The 17,155-nt window shown below is 38.0% G+C and carries 14 protein-coding genes; 4 read left to right on the top strand and 10 right to left on the bottom strand.

The features are described from left to right. Positions 1 to 9: 9 nt before the first annotated feature. Complete coding sequence (locus EZ456_RS05670) at positions 10 to 1,299, bottom strand: M16 family metallopeptidase (protein WP_225876474.1); 1,290 nt, start codon at positions 1,297 to 1,299, stop codon at positions 10 to 12. A 239-nt stretch (positions 1,300 to 1,538) separates the two neighbouring features. On the opposite strand from EZ456_RS05670, the gene EZ456_RS05665 reads away from it, so the two are divergent. The 4 genes from EZ456_RS05665 to EZ456_RS05650 all read left to right on the top strand — a co-directional run bounded on the left by EZ456_RS05665 (position 1,539) and on the right by EZ456_RS05650 (position 6,290). Next, complete coding sequence (locus EZ456_RS05665) at positions 1,539 to 2,216, top strand: 3'-5' exonuclease (RefSeq protein WP_165501257.1); 678 nt, start codon at positions 1,539 to 1,541, stop codon at positions 2,214 to 2,216. Further along, complete coding sequence (locus EZ456_RS05660) at positions 2,206 to 3,657, top strand: DUF294 nucleotidyltransferase-like domain-containing protein (RefSeq protein WP_131528163.1); 1,452 nt, start codon at positions 2,206 to 2,208, stop codon at positions 3,655 to 3,657. Before EZ456_RS05665 ends, EZ456_RS05660 begins: the two co-directional genes overlap by 11 nt. A 119-nt stretch (positions 3,658 to 3,776) precedes the next feature. Beyond that, positions 3,777 to 4,106, top strand: a complete 330-nt coding sequence (locus EZ456_RS05655) for a YegP family protein (RefSeq protein ID WP_131528161.1) — start codon at positions 3,777 to 3,779, stop codon at positions 4,104 to 4,106. A gap of 582 nt (positions 4,107 to 4,688) precedes the next feature. Further along, positions 4,689 to 6,290, top strand: a complete 1,602-nt coding sequence (locus EZ456_RS05650) for a discoidin domain-containing protein (RefSeq protein ID WP_131528160.1) — start codon at positions 4,689 to 4,691, stop codon at positions 6,288 to 6,290. Between the two features lie 83 nt (positions 6,291 to 6,373). On the opposite strand, the gene rplT is transcribed toward EZ456_RS05650, so the two are convergent. The 9 genes from rplT to EZ456_RS05605 all read right to left on the bottom strand — a co-directional run bounded on the left by rplT (position 6,374) and on the right by EZ456_RS05605 (position 17,140). Next, positions 6,374 to 6,718 (bottom strand): 50S ribosomal protein L20, encoded by a 345-nt coding sequence (rplT, locus tag EZ456_RS05645; protein WP_025144714.1) that lies wholly within the window; start codon positions 6,716 to 6,718, stop codon positions 6,374 to 6,376. 76 nt (positions 6,719 to 6,794) lie between these two features. Further along, positions 6,795 to 6,995 (bottom strand): 50S ribosomal protein L35, encoded by a 201-nt coding sequence (rpmI, locus tag EZ456_RS05640; protein ID WP_116251007.1) that lies wholly within the window; start codon positions 6,993 to 6,995, stop codon positions 6,795 to 6,797. Positions 6,996 to 7,024: 29 nt separating this feature from the next. After that, positions 7,025 to 7,594 (bottom strand): translation initiation factor IF-3, encoded by a 570-nt coding sequence (infC, locus tag EZ456_RS05635; protein ID WP_056872808.1) that lies wholly within the window; start codon positions 7,592 to 7,594, stop codon positions 7,025 to 7,027. Between the two features lie 17 nt (positions 7,595 to 7,611). Further along, positions 7,612 to 9,537 carry a threonine--tRNA ligase gene (thrS, locus tag EZ456_RS05630; protein ID WP_131528158.1) on the bottom strand — a complete coding sequence of 642 codons (1,926 nt, stop codon included), beginning with the start codon at positions 9,535 to 9,537 and terminating at the stop codon, positions 7,612 to 7,614. A gap of 271 nt (positions 9,538 to 9,808) precedes the next feature. Beyond that, complete coding sequence (locus tag EZ456_RS05625) at positions 9,809 to 10,897, bottom strand: acyltransferase family protein (RefSeq protein ID WP_131528156.1); 1,089 nt, start codon at positions 10,895 to 10,897, stop codon at positions 9,809 to 9,811. A 219-nt stretch (positions 10,898 to 11,116) separates the two neighbouring features. Next, positions 11,117 to 12,016 (bottom strand): hypothetical protein, encoded by a 900-nt coding sequence (locus tag EZ456_RS05620; protein WP_131528154.1) that lies wholly within the window; start codon positions 12,014 to 12,016, stop codon positions 11,117 to 11,119. Positions 12,017 to 12,993: 977 nt separating this feature from the next. After that, the gene (locus EZ456_RS05615; protein ID WP_131528152.1) at positions 12,994 to 13,731 is read right to left on the bottom strand and encodes a (Fe-S)-binding protein; all 738 of its coding nucleotides are present in this window, start codon (positions 13,729 to 13,731) and stop codon (positions 12,994 to 12,996) included. Positions 13,732 to 13,753: 22 nt separating this feature from the next. Beyond that, entirely contained in the window at positions 13,754 to 15,061 is a 1,308-nt protein-coding gene (locus EZ456_RS05610; protein WP_131528150.1) for an MFS transporter, read from the bottom strand. 186 nt (positions 15,062 to 15,247) lie between these two features. After that, positions 15,248 to 17,140, bottom strand: coding sequence for a RecQ family ATP-dependent DNA helicase (locus EZ456_RS05605; protein ID WP_131528148.1), 1,893 nt, complete (start codon positions 17,138 to 17,140; stop codon positions 15,248 to 15,250). Positions 17,141 to 17,155: the final 15 nt, after the last annotated feature.

The following is a 17,155-nucleotide window of genomic DNA, read 5'->3' as shown; positions in this document are numbered from 1 at the left end:
AGCGTAAGGTTATTTAGGTGATTTAAAAAATGTTTCTGGCTTCACTTCATTCATACCTGCTTTATCCATCATCAGGCCAGCGCAATAAGGTTTATCTTTAATATACTTGCGCACATAATCGAGTAAATCCTTTCTTGTTACTTTATTTACATTTTCTTCATAGTGTGTATAATAATCAATCGATGCAGAAGCCCACCAAAACGAAAGCAAATGTGCATAATCGGAAGTAACCTCTCTCCTTTCTACCTGTTCGATAGACAATAGCCTTTTAGCTCTTTCAATCTGTAGATCAGACAAATAATCTTCATTGGCCCAAAGCGAAATTTGCTTCAGCACTTCCTGGTAACATTCTTTTATTTTTGCCGGATTAGGGCTCACCATCAAACTAATTGGCCCGGTATATTTTTGCGTATAATAATTCACATCTGCCTGTTGGGCCAATCCGGAATTAATAAGCGCCTGCTTCATTTTAGAACCGTTTTGATTCACGATAAAAGAAAAAACATCGGCAGCATAAGTGGCTGGAATATCGTTTCTGGTATCAGGGCCATGCCAGCTAAAAAGCATAAATGGAACAGGGCTCTTATTCGATTCTACAAAATAATAATCATTTTTTTGAAGCGGTTTAAACTCTGGGATTGGCCATTTTACAAAAGGATCAACCGGTGATCTTTTCCAGCTTCCAAAAACAGAATTTACATAGCTAAAAGCTTCATCTACTTTAACATCGCCAGCAATTACCAGAACAGCATTATTTGGCCAATAGTATTTATTTTTAATGGAATCCATTTTTGATGGAGTAGCTGATAAAATTACCTCATGGCTACCGATTACGTTTTTACGGGAATAATTTGCACCCCACATGTGCCGCGAATTAGCCTCTATCAGCGCGAATATTGGACTCGATTCGTGCCTCGTAAATTCAGCATTTACCACTTCGTTTTCCAAAGACATATCTTCTTTAATGAATTTTGGATAACGGATAGAGGAATTCATTAAATTTAATCCAGGTTTTAAATTAGCAGCTGGGAGCGTAAAAAAATAATTTACCACTTCTTCTCTGGTGGTGGCATTCGAGTTAATATCCAGGTCGTTCATTCTCGAATTTAAACGTTCGAAATCGGGATAATCTTTATTGGCCTTAAAAAATAAATGTTCGTAAAGGTGACTTAAGCCGTTAAATTCATCGGTTTCGGTAAAAGAACCATTTCTGCAGGCCATTTCGATGGTAACCAGTGGCACCGTCCGATCTACAACCACCAGCACTTCTAAACCGTTATCAAGTTTTTTGAAATGCATGTTTTCTCCAAGCTTTTCCTGAGCAAAAGCAGAACTAAGGCACAATATATAGGCTAGGGAGCTAAATAATAGAGAGCGCATATTTTAATTAAATTTTGGCACCAAATAACTGTAAATCTTTCACTTTAACAAATAAAAAATGCTTTATTTATAAATCAAGGATATATGAATTATTACAGTTTATATTGTTAAATAATTACCTTTGAAAGAGTTCAATCTTATACGCTAACCATTTAAAATTGCAAGAAAACTTCCTCGTTGTTGATACCGAAACTTCAGGTCTGCCTAAAAATTGGACAGCACCTTATTCTAAAGAAAAGAACTGGCCTCATATTGTCCAAATTGCCTGGATTATTTATGATCAATCTTATCAGGAAATTAAGCGGGAGAATCACTATATCAAAAATACCGATTTCATCATTGATAAAGCTGCGTTAAAAATTCACAAAATTACCCCTGAATACCTCCATACGCATGGCGAAAACAAAGAAAAGGTGATGTTGCAGTTTTCTGAAGATATCGAAAAATACCAGCCTCTGGTTATCGGGCATTTTATTGAGCTCGATTATCACATGGTGAATGTTGAATTATACCGCATCGGAAAGGAAAACGTATTTAAAGATCTGGCTTTTTTCTGTACCATGAAGGCGAGTGCACCTTATATCACCAATACGGTAATCAGCCATTTAAAACTGGATAAATTTTACACGATATTATTTAATGAAGTACCTCAAAATGCACACAATGCCTTATCAGACGTACTAAATACGGCAAAGATTTTCTTTCATCTATTAAAAACAGGCAAAATTAGTTTAACTTCAGCCTACCATCAGGAGCATACTTTTAACCTGGAAAAGAAAAAGACAAAAGAATTTTCGTTTAAAAGAATTTTACGGGGACTTTTTAATGGAAGATAAATTAGCCGATCAAATTTACACTGCTCGTATTGGAGACATTACTTTCAAAAAGATAGTGAGCTGCAGCCCGGGCACACCTATTTTCGAAGCTGCAATTAAAATGGCAGAACAGAAAACCAGTTGCCTCTTTATTAAAAATGATCAGGATGTTTATCTGGGCTTCGTAACCGATATTACTTTAAGGGATAATGTAATTGCCAAACAACTGAATCCAAATTTGCCGATCGATGAAGTGATGGATACCAATATTGTTACCATAGCTCCAGAAGCCTATGTGTATGAGGCGATATTGATGATGTTCAGCAAAAAATCGCGCTATTTATTGGTAAACGACAATGGTAATTATGTAGGCTTTCTAAGCAGGAACCGCCTTTTAAGCGAGCAGGCAGAATCTCCATTAGTTTTTATCCAATCTGTAAAATCAGCTGCAAATACCAACGATTTAAAATTAAAATGGCAGAAAGTACCAGGCATTGTGTCTCAACTACTGGCGAGAGGCGTGCATTCGAAAATTGTAAACGAGGTGCTTACTACTATTGCTGATACCATTTCTTTTAAAATTATTGAAGATATAATTGCCAAATTAGGTCCGCCACCTGCAAAATTTGTATTTATGGTTTTGGGTAGCGAAGGAAGAAAAGAGCTTAGCCTAAAAACCGATCAGGACAATGCCATTATTTACGAAGATACCGGAGAAGATAAAAGAGCTGCTGTACGTTCTTATTTTCTAGACCTGGCTACCCAGGTTTCTGATAAACTAAATTTTGTCGGCTTTGTATACTGCGATGGCGATTACATGGCCACCAACCCAAACTGGACACATTCACTATCGCACTGGAAATACAATTATAAAAACTGGATAGAAGAAGCTTTACCGGAAGCCGCGGTAAAATTTTCTGCTTTTTTTGATTGCAGGGCCATTTATGGTGATTTAGCGATTATGGAAAGTCTACGTTCTTTTGTTGATGAAGAACTGCAGAAACCTATTGAAAAATTCTACGTATACCTGGCCAAAAATGCCTTACTTTATGAGCCACCGCTTACCTATTTTAGAAACATCAGGACGCAGAAAATCCTTAAAAAAGAGGTTTTCGACATTAAAACAGCCATGACCCCTATTGTCGATCTGGCAAGGGTGTATGCTTTACAGAACAGGATTTTTCAAAAAGAGAATACGGGCGAACGTTTAAAGGCCTTAAGAGAACTTGGTGTTTTTAGTGAAGAGCAGTTTAACGAACTTTCGCAGTCTTATTATTATTTGATGGGCTTGAGATTAAAACACCAGGCCAACCTGATTATCAATGATCTGGCGGCCCCCAATAACTTTATTGAAATTGATAGTTTAACCAAAATTGAAAAAGTAACATTAATCGAAATTTTCAAAATCATCCAGAACTTTCAAAGCGGCATCCGGATGAAATTCACCAATAGTCTGGGTTAAATTATCATTAATTCTCTTGTCTGCTTATTGTAATTGGTTACAAGTTTAATAACTTTAGGAATAATACATACTTTTTATAAGTTAAAATACTAACCAATTACTAAATTAAAATCAGAGCTATGGGAAAATTTGTAATTACTAAAAGATCAAACGGAGAATTTCAGTTTAATCTGAAAGCGAGTAATGGCCAGACCATTTTAACCAGCGAAGGCTATTCGGCCAAATCAAGCTGCGAAAATGGGATAGAATCTGTTAAAAAAAATGCAAAGGACGATTCCAACTTCGAGAAAAAGACTTCGTCTAACGGTAAGTACCATTTCAGCTTAAAGGCTACAAATGGCCAGATTATTGGGTCTAGCGAAATGTACGAAAGTACTGCAGCCAGGGATAACGGCATCGAATCTGTTCAAAAGAATGCTCCGGATGCAGATACTGATGACCAGAGTTAAACAAAAATACACAGCGACACGAGATTTCACATCGGGTCGCTTTTCACCAACCCTACACTCCCCCTCAACACCTTATGGTAAAAATTCTTTTGTTTGAGGCAAAGCAATTAATCTACAGCAATTTGGTGTAACTAATCTAACCATTACAGCCATCCCCCCTTAGCACTAACTGCAGGCTTACATTTACTACGGCACCCATCACTTAATACAAGTCGATCAAACGTTTGCGCATCATAAATTTTAAGCTCATTTTAAGCAGGCAATCAAATAGATGTAAAACCTGCTTAAACTGCATTTCTACTACCCTAATTTGGTCAATTATATTTTATTCAACACAAACGTTTGCGCGGTTTTAAATCATTCTACTGTATAAGTTTGTTTGTAACTTAAATCTAGATAAGGTAAAAATCTATTTACAATGCGCTCTTTTAAGATTTGGGGATAGCGGCCAAGACTGGCAAATTATGGTGGTATAATCGTCGTATAAAATCGATAAGATTAGGTAAAGAGGCTGAGCGCAGCATGTAAGAAAGCAACAATAACCAATTTCCAATATTATCAACCTAAACCAAAAATTATCGTATGAAAAAAAACAGTCTACTTTTAACAGGGCTATGCTGTGCCTGCCTATTCGCCCTATCTTGTAAAAAGGCCGAAGTATTACAACCAGAGGAAAAAACCTTCTCTATTAACAAAAAATTGGCTACAACCAATATTATTACCCAAAGCCGCAATGTAAATATTGTGTATTTTGTACCTAACGACCTCGACACGCTTGCGGGTTACAGAAAAAGATTGAGCGATCTTTTACTATGGACACAGGATTGGTACAAACAAGAAATGAACCGCAATGGTTATGGCAACAAAACATTCGGTCTTGCAGATGATGGCGCAGGAAATGTAAAAATCCTAACCATTAGGGGAACGTTGCCAAAAGCCAGTTACCCATACTCGGGAGGTAGCGGCGCAGTTGCAAGCGAAGTAAATGCTTATTTTGCTGCGCACCCGGCAGATAAAACCAGCGAGCATACTTTAATTATTATCCCAAGGTATTCTATCGGTTCGAATGGTACACCAAGTGGAGGCCCGTTTTATGGTACCGGCAAATGGTGTTACGCCTTAGATTATGAAGAAATGGACATTGTAAACCTTGGCTTAACCACTACAGTAGGTAACCGCTTCAGTGTTTGGTTTGGCGGTATGGTTCATGAGCTCGGTCATGGATTAAATCTACCACACAACAGACAAAAAGTTTCTGAAAATTCAACCTTAGGTATGGCATTAATGTGGGGTGGTAATGGAACTTTAGGTAAAAGTCCTACTTTTTTAACGGCTGCCGATGCGGCTATTTTAAATGCCAATCAGGTTTTCAACAATAATGCCACTACCTATTATGGCTCGGTAACGAGTAGTATTAATAAAATATATGCCAGCTACTCGAGTACATTGGCATCGATTGTGGTATCAGGAAAATTTACGTCAACAGGTAACGTAACGAGTATTCTGTATTATAACGACCCAAATGTAAACAATGAAGGTACTGGTGTAAATAAAGATTATAATGCCATTACCTGGGAATCGAAAAAGATAGGTACAGATAGTTTTAGAGTGGTAATGCCAATTGCCGATCTACAAGAAAAAGCTGATGGTATTCCGTACGAACTGAAAGTTAAATTGGTGCACGACAATGGAACGGTAACCGAACAGATTTATGCATATACTTTTTCGGGAGGCTTACCTGTACTTAACTTCTCAACCAAAAATGAGTTAAGCAAAACAGGTTGGACCATCAATTCATTTAGTTCAGAAGAAAGCTCTGATGGTAAGGCAACCAGTTTGATTGATGGCAATACTACTACCATTTGGCATTCGCGTTGGAGAACATCGGCTACTTCATATCCTCACAATGTGGTAATTAAGGTAGGAACGACTTCAAAAACAGCTAGTGGTGTTAGTTTATTACAACGCAGTAGCTTAAGCAGAGCGGTTAAAGATTTCGAAATCTTAACCAGTACTGATGGTATCAATTTCACCTCACGAGGTGACTATGTGGCAAAAAACATTAGTGGGGTGCAATACTTTGATTTTGCTTCGGCACAAACTTTCCTCTATTATAAAATCATTGCCAAATCTGCGCACGATGGCCAACAATTTGCAAGCCTGGCAGAAATGGGATTATACTAGATTTTCAAAACCAAACAACAAAAAAAGGTCCCGATTTACATCGGGACCTTTTTTAAATATGATTATCGCCTAAGCGAAAATTTCTATTTTACTGCATCAATCACAGCTTTGAAAGCTTCTGGGTGATTCATTGCTAAATCAGCCAATACTTTACGGTTTAAACCGATTTCTTTAGAAGCTAGTTTACCGATTAATTGAGAGTAAGAAATACCGTGCTGACGAGCACCCGCATTAATACGTTGGATCCATAATCCACGGAATTCTCTTTTCTTAACTTTACGGTCACGGTATGCATATTGCAAACCTTTTTCTACTGTGTTTTTAGCAACAGTATAAACCTTACTTCTTGCTCCCCAATAGCCTTTGGCTAGATTAAGGATTTTTTTTCTTCTTCTTCTCGAAGCTACTGCGTTTACCGAACGTGGCATGTTGTTGTTGTTTTTTGGCAAGCGGCGTTCCGTTTAACCGGAAACTTAAAGCCTGATACCTGGTGAAATTAATAAATTACTTTCCGATGCAAAGCATACGTTTAACGTTACCTGAATCTGCATCACTTACGATACTAGCATTTCCAAGCGCACGTTTACGTTTAGTACTCATCTTTGTTAAGATGTGACTTTTGTATGCGTTGTTTCTTTTGATTTTACCTGTTCCAGTAAGCGAAAAACGCTTTTTAGCACTGGAATTGGTTTTCATTTTTGGCATAACCTGTTTTTTAATTTATAAACCTATTTTTATTTTTTTGCTACTTTAGGCGCAACTGTTAGGAACATACGTTTACCTTCTAACTTAGGTAATAACTCTACTTTTCCTACATCTTCTAAAGCCTGAGCGAATTTTAACAATAAAATTTCTCCCTGCTCTTTGTAAACAATTGCTCTACCTTTAAAATGCACGTAAGCCCTAACCTTCTCACCGTTCTCTAAAAAACTTACTGCGTGCTTCAATTTAAACTGGAAATCGTGGTCGTTGGTATTAGGACCGAAACGGATCTCCTTAATTACAGTTTGTTTAGCATTAGATTTAATTTCTTTTTGCTTTTTCTTTTGTTCGTAAACAAATTTACTGTAATCGATAATTCTACAAACTGGTGGTACGGCATTTGGAGATATTTCTACCAAATCCAATTCCAGTTCATCAGCAAGCGCCAAAGCTTTTGCCAAAGGATAAATCCCCGGTTCAACATTATCGCCAGCTAAACGCACTTCGGGCGATTTTATATACTGATTAATGTTATGCTCTGCTTCTTTTTTCTTAAAAGGTGGACGTGGTCCCCTGTTAAATCCTGGTCTTCCTAATGCCAAATTTGTACTATTTTAATTTAAACTGTTATTTCTTTTCTTAATAAATTGTTGAACTCTTCCAAGGTCATTTCGCCTAAATCTCCCTCGCCATGTTTACGCACAGAAACTTTTCCTTCTGCCATTTCCTTATCACCGATGATGAGCATGTATGGGATCTTTTTAACTTCCGAATCGCGTATTTTGCGTCCGATTTTCTCATCACGAAAGTCAATCAGCCCGCGAATATCGGAATTATTTAGTTCATCTAAAACTTTTTTCGCATATTCTTCATATTTTTCTGAAATAGGGAGAATAATAAACTGCTCCGGACTTAACCATAACGGGAAGTTTCCGGCACAATGCTCGATCAAAACAGCAATAAATCTTTCCAATGAACCAAATGGTGCACGGTGGATCATTACTGGTCTGTGTTTCTGGTTATCACTACCAGTATACTCTAGTTCGAAACGCTCTGGCAAGTTGTAATCTACCTGAATGGTACCCAATTGCCATTTTCTACCTAAAGCATCTTTCACCATAAAATCGAGCTTAGGACCATAGAAGGCGGCTTCACCATATTCTACAACAGTATTTAAGCCTTTTTCTGCAGCTGCTTCGATAATGGCATTCTCAGATAGTCTCCAATTTTCGTCAGAACCAATGTATTTCGATTTATTTTCTGGATCTCTTAAGGAAATTTGAGCAGTATAGCTATCAAAACCTAACGATTTAAATACGTAAAGCACTAAATCAATAACTTTTTTAAACTCTTCTTTCACTTGTTCTGGCATACAGAATAAGTGTGCATCATCCTGAGTAAAGCCACGCACGCGGGTTAAACCGTGTAATTCGCCACTTTGTTCGTAACGGTAAACAGTACCAAACTCTGCAAAACGAACAGGAAGATCTTTGTAAGAACGTGGTTTTGTTTTGTAAATCTCACAGTGGTGTGGGCAGTTCATTGGTTTTAAGAAGAACTCCTCTCCTTCTTGTGGCGTTTTAATCGGCTGGAAAGAATCTTTACCGTATTTCTCCCAGTGACCTGAGGTTACATATAAATTTTTATGACCAATATGCGGAGTTACTACTTGCTCGTAACCTGCTTTAGCCTGTGCTTTAGTTAAAAAATTAACCAAACGTTCGCGCAAAGCAGTTCCTTTAGGCAACCATAAAGGTAAGCCCATTCCTACTTTTTCTGAGAAAGCAAATAGCTCTAACTCTTTTCCTAATTTACGGTGATCGCGTTTTTTTGCTTCCTCAATCATTAAAAGATATTCAGTAAGCTCGCTCGCCTTAGGAAAAGTTACACCGTATATACGGGTTAACTGTTTTTTGGTTTCATCGCCACGCCAGTAAGCACCAGCCACATTCATCAGTTTTACTGCCTTAACAAAACCAGTATTCGGAATATGTGGACCACGGCATAAATCAGTAAATGAGCCTTGGGTATAGAAAGTAATTTTACCATCTTCCAAGCCATCAATTAGATCCAATTTGTATTCATCGCCTTTTTCGGTGAAATACTTAACTGCATCAGCTTTGCTTACACTTTCGCGAACAAAAGTCTCCTTTTGTTTGGCCAGTTCGATCATTTTGGTTTCGATGGCTTTGAAATCGTCCGACGAAAATTCGCGGTCGCCAAAGTCTACGTCATAATAAAACCCAGTTTCGATAGCCGGACCGATACCGAATTTGGTACCTGGATAAAGCGCCTCTAAAGCCTCAGCCATTAAGTGAGCAGATGAGTGCCAGAAAGTCGATTTTCCCGCAGTATCATTCCAGGTCAATAATTTCACTGATGAATCAGATTCGATTGGTCTTGTTGAATCCCAAACCTCGCCATTAACCTCAGCGGCTAATACGTTACGGGCTAAACCCTCAGAAATTGACAATGCAATTTGGTGGGCAGAAGTGCCCTTTTCGTACTGACGGACAGAACCGTCAGGTAAAGTAATGTTAATCATCTACAACTATGATTTAATTTTTTATAAAATGTTAGTAAAGATCACCTACAATGTGATTTTATTTTGTGCAAAGGTAGGTATTTTTTTGAGAAAAAGCGAGATAAAAGATGCCACGGAGGCACGGATTAACACGGAGATTATATTTATGTTAGTGGATTGAATGCAATATTTTACTGTCCACTCTCATTTGGCCTTTCCTACTTCCTTGATATCTATGTTTCCGTGGCAAAAAATAGAGCATACTACCAAGCTTCGTGCTTGCACCAATGATCTATAAAAATTTAGTCTTCAAATATTTACGCAATGGGATATCAACAAACTTCATGATTAGATAAGCCAATAACACCAACAAGGTTACCGAAACCGGGATAACCACCCATAAGGTTGACATTGCAGGTTTAACCACGGCAACATAAGTTAGAAATACCCATACGAAGGGATAATGTGTCATATAAAGTGGATAGGATATTTCTCCAGATAGTGTACGCAGTTTTTTTAAAGGTTCGCTAACTACTGCTCCGGCACCTAAAGCCACTAAAAGCGGGAAATAAAACAATACAATTATGGGTTCGGTAATCCAGTTATAAGCATCTGCATAAGGAAAAAGAAAGGCCACTAGCAAGAGTAGACTCACGCCCAGGAAGCCAAGCTTATTTTTAATGATCCAGTTGAAACGATAAACCAACATCCCTGCTGAAAAAGAATAAAGTACCCTCACACCACCGTCCCAAAAGTTTTGTCCACCCCAGCCGCCACTTAAATTTGCATTGGGAACCTTCCAGGCGACATAACAGATGCAGGCTGCTCCAGTAAAAACTAATGCAGCCAACATTTTTTTATTCAATTTGTAAAGCACGAGGATGTAAAAAATATTCGCAACATATTCCCAAAACAAAGACCATGCTGGTGCATTTAAACAGAATAGATTGGTATAACGCTCTGGCATAACCGGATATGGAATCAAAAACGCGGATGCTAAAAACATCAACAGTGTTTTCCCGAAGCCATAAACTGCATAAAAATCACTATAAGGATCGAACAGAAAGGTTAACAGCCCTAAAATTGAACCGATAATTACAAGAGGATGCAAACGGATCAACCTTAGTTTAAAAAACTGCATTAATCCAATATTTTCTGCACGTGTATCGTAAGCGTAGGCAATTACAAAACCTGATAAACAGAAAAAGAAATCGACCGCCAGAAATCCATGGGAGAGAAAATTTTTGTTATAATCGGTAATCGCAATTTCCATGAAATGATATATCACTACCACTACAGCGGCTACGCCTCTTAATCCATCTAAAATTTCGAAATGCTGTTTAGTTGCTAATAGGTTACTTTCTTTCTGTGTTGTAATCACTCTGGTTAGGTTTTAATTAATCCCAATAATAGTTATTCTAATTTTAGCTGCAAAAAGTAAAACCAAGCCTTTCAAAAATGATACAAAAAAAAAGCCCCGACAGCTTATGCTTTCAGGGCCTGATAAAATAATTATGGTCGTAATTTATGTAAAGACATCCGAAGTTAGCACAAGGCACAGGCCCGGGCAAAACTTCGGATATCTAGCAATGAAACTCAATTAATTCATTCCAAAAGATCTAACCTGACCGCCACCACCTGGTCTATTTTGTCTAAAACGTTTCATCATGGTCTCCATTTTAGTCTTGTACTCTTCAGCAGTAATTAATTTTGATTTTTTAGGCGCAGTTACATCTTTCGAACTTACATTTCTATATTCAATGCTTTTAGCAATTGAGCTGCTACCTCTACCTTCAATAGCTAAAACAGCACCTTCTGTCCACATATTTGGGTTTGGAGAAAAATCGAAGCCTAAATCTTTTGTATACCAGATTTTCGTTTCTTCTACCACGTTTTTATCCATATCCAAAATTTTGATGGCTCTTGTTGATTTTACAATTGCCTGATGGCACGTAAAACCTAATATCTGTTTAGTAGAATCAGTTTTAACTACTTCTATTGTTGGTGCTGGAGCAGGTTTTGCTTTCGTGGTATCATTAGCATTACCTCCACCAATTCTGAATGAGCTAATCGGACCAGAAGTAGCTAAAGTTAATTTACTCGGCATATAATAAGTCGTATCGTTTAAGTCGAAAACTTCTGTTAAGCTTTTGTCGGCAAAAACATAATAATACTCACGGTTACCACCGCCACCGCCAAAACGCATCATCATACGTCCCATACCTCCTCCTCCGCCGCCAGCTCCGTTGCTATCTTCAGTTTCTTCAACTGGCATGTAACTGGCATTTGTAGCTGTAAACAATAACTCGAAATTACTTTTGCTGGTAGAAGGCATTCTGGCTTTCATTTGATCGGTTAGCTGGATACCACTTGCCGAAGCCATGGCTGCCGGATCAATAATATTTTCAAATTGTATTGCTCCCGAAGTTTTTTTCTGCTGCGCATTTGCAAAGCTTGCCATTGATAAAATTCCTAGTAAAGTGAAGATTATTTTTTTCATTACGATTTTGTTTTGTTTGTTAGATACGAAAGCCTTAAAAAGGTTTAACAAAGGTATTATAGATTGTAACGTAAAACATGTTAAATTGTGTTAAAATCAATAGCCGGATTGGATTAACAAGATTTTTAAAGGCAGATGTAATTTATTTTTTACAATTAAGATTGTTTTTTTGAAAAGCAATTACAGTGGTTCTTAGGTTGCGGTAGTCCTGCCCTCTGCTTAATCCCGATAGAATAGACCGTTTAATTTAAAATTGATCATTAAATCGGGATAACGCTGACGGTCAGGTTTATTTAACAAAGAGCGGTGCAAATAACCACAAAACCTTCCAGGTTTGGGAGGTCGTCACCCTGATCCGATAACTATCGGATTTATCTCAGGGTCTTACTTGCCCTTGAGATGCTGAAACAGCCACAGAATAAGGGTTATTATATCGTTTGATAGCACTACGATTTAAGCTGATCTAAACCCGATAATAGCGGAATGCTCCCGATTTTTCCATCGGAGCAGAAGCGAGAGCGGGTCTGCTCTAACCAACAGGCTTCTGCAACTGCTTTCCGAAAAACAATATCTATAAATTGGCTTGTGGCTATCAGTCGTGGTATAGGCATTGCATTAGCAATTTAGCTACAAAATTTAATACTTCAAATCTGAGCATCTTTTTTTTTAGAAAAGCAATACCAGTAGTTCTTAGGAGGCTGTAGTCCCGCCCTTTGCTTAATCCCGATAGAAGCTCTGTAAATTGAAATTGAGACTAAAATCGGGATAACGCTGTCGGTCGGGTTTATTTCATCCTTGATAGCATTACTATTTATGCCACATAAACCCGATCATAGCGGAATGCTCCCGATTTTTTCATCGGAGCAGAAGCGAGAGCGGGATTGCTCTAACCCACTGGCTTCTGCAACTGCTTTCCAAAATAAATTTAAGATTTAACCATCTCCAGTGTTACTTCCTCAAAAAGCTAAAGGTGGTGGCTAATATTCTGTACTTTCTAACCAGCCATTACACAATACATCAGCAATATGCATGGTTTTGATCGGTAAATTATTTTTCTCGATATAGCCTTGAAGATGTAAAAGGCAGGATAAATCTGTTGAAATGATATAATCTGCCTGTTGTGCCAAGGCATGATTAACTTTCTGCTCTGCCATTGCAGATGAAATAGCATCAAACTTAACTGCGAAGGTTCCGCCAAAGCCACAACACATATCCGTATCTTCCATTTCGATCATTTCTAAACCATGTACTTTCGAAAGCAACAGGCGTGGTTCATCTTTGATTTTACATTCGCGTAAGGCGCTACACGAATCGTGGTAAACAGCTTTTCCTTCTAACTCGGCTCCAAAATAATCTCTTTTGGCTACGTTTATCAGAAAATCAGAAAGCTCCCATATATTCGATTGCAAATTCCGGCATTTGTTGTGCACAATGGTATTGGTAAACAGATCGTTATAACCACCTTTTATCATCCCAACGCACGATGCCGAAGGCGCAACAACATAGGTATTTTCGGTAAAATCGTTCAGAAATTTCGTACCTACCTCCTTCGCTTCATCCCAATAACCCGCATTGTATGCAGGTTGACCACAACAGGTTTGTTTTGAATTGTAGGTTACGTCACATCCCGATTTTTCTAATAACCTTAAGGTATTAAAAGCGGTTTCCGGATAGAGCTGATCTACAAAACAAGGCACAAATAATTCTACTTTCATAATATTCTTAACGACTGCAAACTTACAATTTTAGCGATTCTTTATGTTGGTTTTTTCTTAGAAGCACTAAAAGAACTAATCCAACAATAAAAAATGATGCCAAAGCAATAATTGAGTAGCGAATATTTCCAGTTAAATCTTCGATGTAAGCAAAACTGAAAAGGCCAATTACAATCGCCAATTTCTCTGTTACATCATAAAAACTGAAAAATGAAGTGCTATCTTTTGTATCAACCGGTAAATATTTAGAATAAGTAGAGCGCGATAAAGATTGAATTCCACCCATAATTAAACCTACAATTGCAGCTAATGAATAAAATTGATATTCGTTGGTGATGTAATAACCGAAAACGCAACAGCCTATCCATACTACAACTACCATAATCAATACGTTTATATTCCCTATTTTTTTAGCTAGAAAAGACATGAGCATGGCGCCGGGAATAGCCACAAGCTGAATGATCAATATCACAGCAATCAATTTTGCTGTTCCTAGTTTTAACGTTTTTTCTGCAAAACCAGCAGCAGCAAGCATAATGGTTTGTACGCCCATGGAGTAGAAAAAGAAAGAAACTAAAAATCCTTTTAAAACTTTCATTTGTTTCACCTGCGCCCAAACTTTCGATAATTCACTAAAGCCATCTTTAAGAATATTCGTTTTAACCTTATCGTGCTGAGGTGTTCCATTCGGAAGTGCCGAAAAAGGAATCTGAGAGAAACCTATCCACCATACCCCAACCAATAAAAAAGATAATCTTGGCGGAAATGAGGCATCAGTAATACCAAACCATTCCGGTTTTAGCACAAACAGAAAACAAATCAGTTGGAGTAAAACTGAGCCAATATAACCATACGAAAAACCTTGTGCACTCACGCGATCTTGATGCTCTTCTGTGGCGATTTCTGGCAGGTAAGAATTACTAAACAACACCCCACCGATATAACCCATTGCTGCTATTGCAAACAAAATGATACCCATTTCGAGTGTATCTAATTTAAAGAAATATAAACCGATACAGGCCGCTCCACCAACATAGGTAAAGAATTTCATAAACGACTTCTTATTCCCCCTTCTATCTGCAATGGACGAAAGCATTGGCAACGCAAAAGCCATAATCAGATACGCAAACGATAAGGCGTAGTTGGAAAGTGAGGTATTTACAAAAGTTCTTCCAAAGAATTCCACTTTATCGCCATGTTCTTTAGTGGTGGTAATAATGGTATAATAAGCCGGAAAAATGGTAGAAGTGATGACTAAGTTATAGGCAGAGTTTGCCCAATCGAAGAATGCCCACGAACGGATGGTTTTCTTATTGTTTTTTGCTATCATTTATTTTTTCGCTTCGCGGAAGATTACACTGATTTTTGGATTGCACTGATTGACTACAAAACTAATACTTTATTGGTAACTTGACTGGCATTTTTCTCACATCTCACATCTCACATCTCACATCTCACATCTCACATCTCACATCTCACATCTCACATCTCACATCTCACATCTCACATCTCACATCTAAATATAATACTTCTTCCCATCAGTTTTAATCTTACCTGCATCTAATAATTCTCTAATGGTATCAATCCTTTCGGCTTCGGCGCCATTTTTAATATTTGTAACCAGATCATCAAGGCCTAAAGGCTGTTGTTGAAGCAAAGAAATAATCTCAAATTCAATTTTTTCATCCATTTGGTTCTCGTTCTCAGCCTTTTTCTCTGCAAGGCAAACATCGCAAACGCCGCATTTGGCTGCATTGTTTTCATCGAAATAATCAAGGAGTTGAACGCTCCTGCAGAAGTTTGATGAAGCATAACCTACCACAGCGTTAATCTGTTTATGGAGAATTTCTTTTCTCAGTGCCAGGTATTTCACATCCAGATCAAAATGGTCCATATCTACCCTCGGCCTAATATATTGCAATTGCGGCTGATCGGTTTGCTGGATGTAGGTTAGCAATTCGATATCCTGCAATTTATTAAGTAAGGCGATAATCTCTTTATACGACAATCCTGTTTTCTTCGCTAAATCGGCTTCATTTATCTTTACAAAACCATCAAAAGCACCACCATGCGAACGCAAAATCGTTTTTATAATACCATCGTAAGCCTTATTTTCAATCTGAAAACGATAAATATCTTCATGACTGGCAATAAACATCATTCTAGAAGGCAAAAAAACACTTTCAGATAACGTAAGATAGCCATCATGTTCTAAAAATTTCAGTGCGGAAATTGTTTTTAAAACACTAACATTAAACCGCTTACAGAAATCAGCGATATCAAAAGTAAAGGTTAAACCTTCACCTGCGCCAAAAGCTAATTGAAAATAATTGCCAAGGTAATGATAGGTTTTCCTGATTTCTTCTGGAGATGGAAAACTATCGAGGTATCTGGACTCTAAGCCCAAAACATCAGACTGATTGGCTAGAAGAACGGCGTAACTTCGTTTTTCATCACGCCCTGCCCTGCCTGCTTCCTGGTAATAAGCCTCTAAACTTTCTGGTAAATCTAAATGCACCACAAAACGGACATCAGCCTTATCAATCCCCATCCCGAAAGCATTGGTAGCCACCATGATACGGGTTTTATTGTTTTTCCATTCTTCCTGTTTCAGGAAGCGGGTATCACGCTCCAATCCGGCATGGTAAAAATCGGATTTAATCCCATTCCTGTTGATAAAATTAGCCACTTCTGCAGTTTCCCTGCGGTTACGCACATACACCAGACCAGTACCTTTTACCTTCTGGCAGATATCAATCAGTTTTTTATATTTATCTTCATTACCGAAAACCACGTAGCTTAAATTACCCCTGGCAAAACTTTTAACAAAAACCTGCGGGTCTTTCATCTCAAGCTTCTCTACAATATCTTTCCGCACAAACTCAGTAGCCGTTGCAGTAAGTGCCATAACCGGAACATTCGGAAGGATTTCACGGAGTTTGGAAATCTGTTGGTAAGGCGGACGGAAATCGTAACCCCACTGCGAAATGCAATGCGCTTCATCTACCGCAATCAGGCTTACATTCATGTAGGAAATACGAACACGCACTAAATCAGACAATAAACGCTCTGGAGATAAATAGAGAAACTTGATTTTTCCGTAAATACAATTATCCAGCAGGATATCGATTTCACGTTTACCCATCCCGGCATAAATGGCAATGGCTTCAATTCCCTTCGATTTTAGGTTTTCTACTTGATCCTTCATCAGGGCAATTAACGGCGAAACTACAATACAAATCCCTTCTTTAACCAAAGCAGGAACTTGAAAACAGATCGATTTACCACCACCTGTTGGCAACAATGCTAAACTGTCTTTTCCTTCTAAAACCGAGGAAATAATATCTTCCTGTAAGGGCCTAAAAGCTTGATGTCCCCAATATTTTTGTAAAATCTCTATTGCTGTCATAAATCGGCGGTATCA

The organism is Pedobacter psychrodurus (genome assembly GCF_004331735.1).
Lineage (GTDB): Bacteria > Bacteroidota > Bacteroidia > Sphingobacteriales > Sphingobacteriaceae > Pedobacter > Pedobacter psychrodurus.
This window is presented reverse-complemented; position numbering and strand designations above follow the sequence as displayed.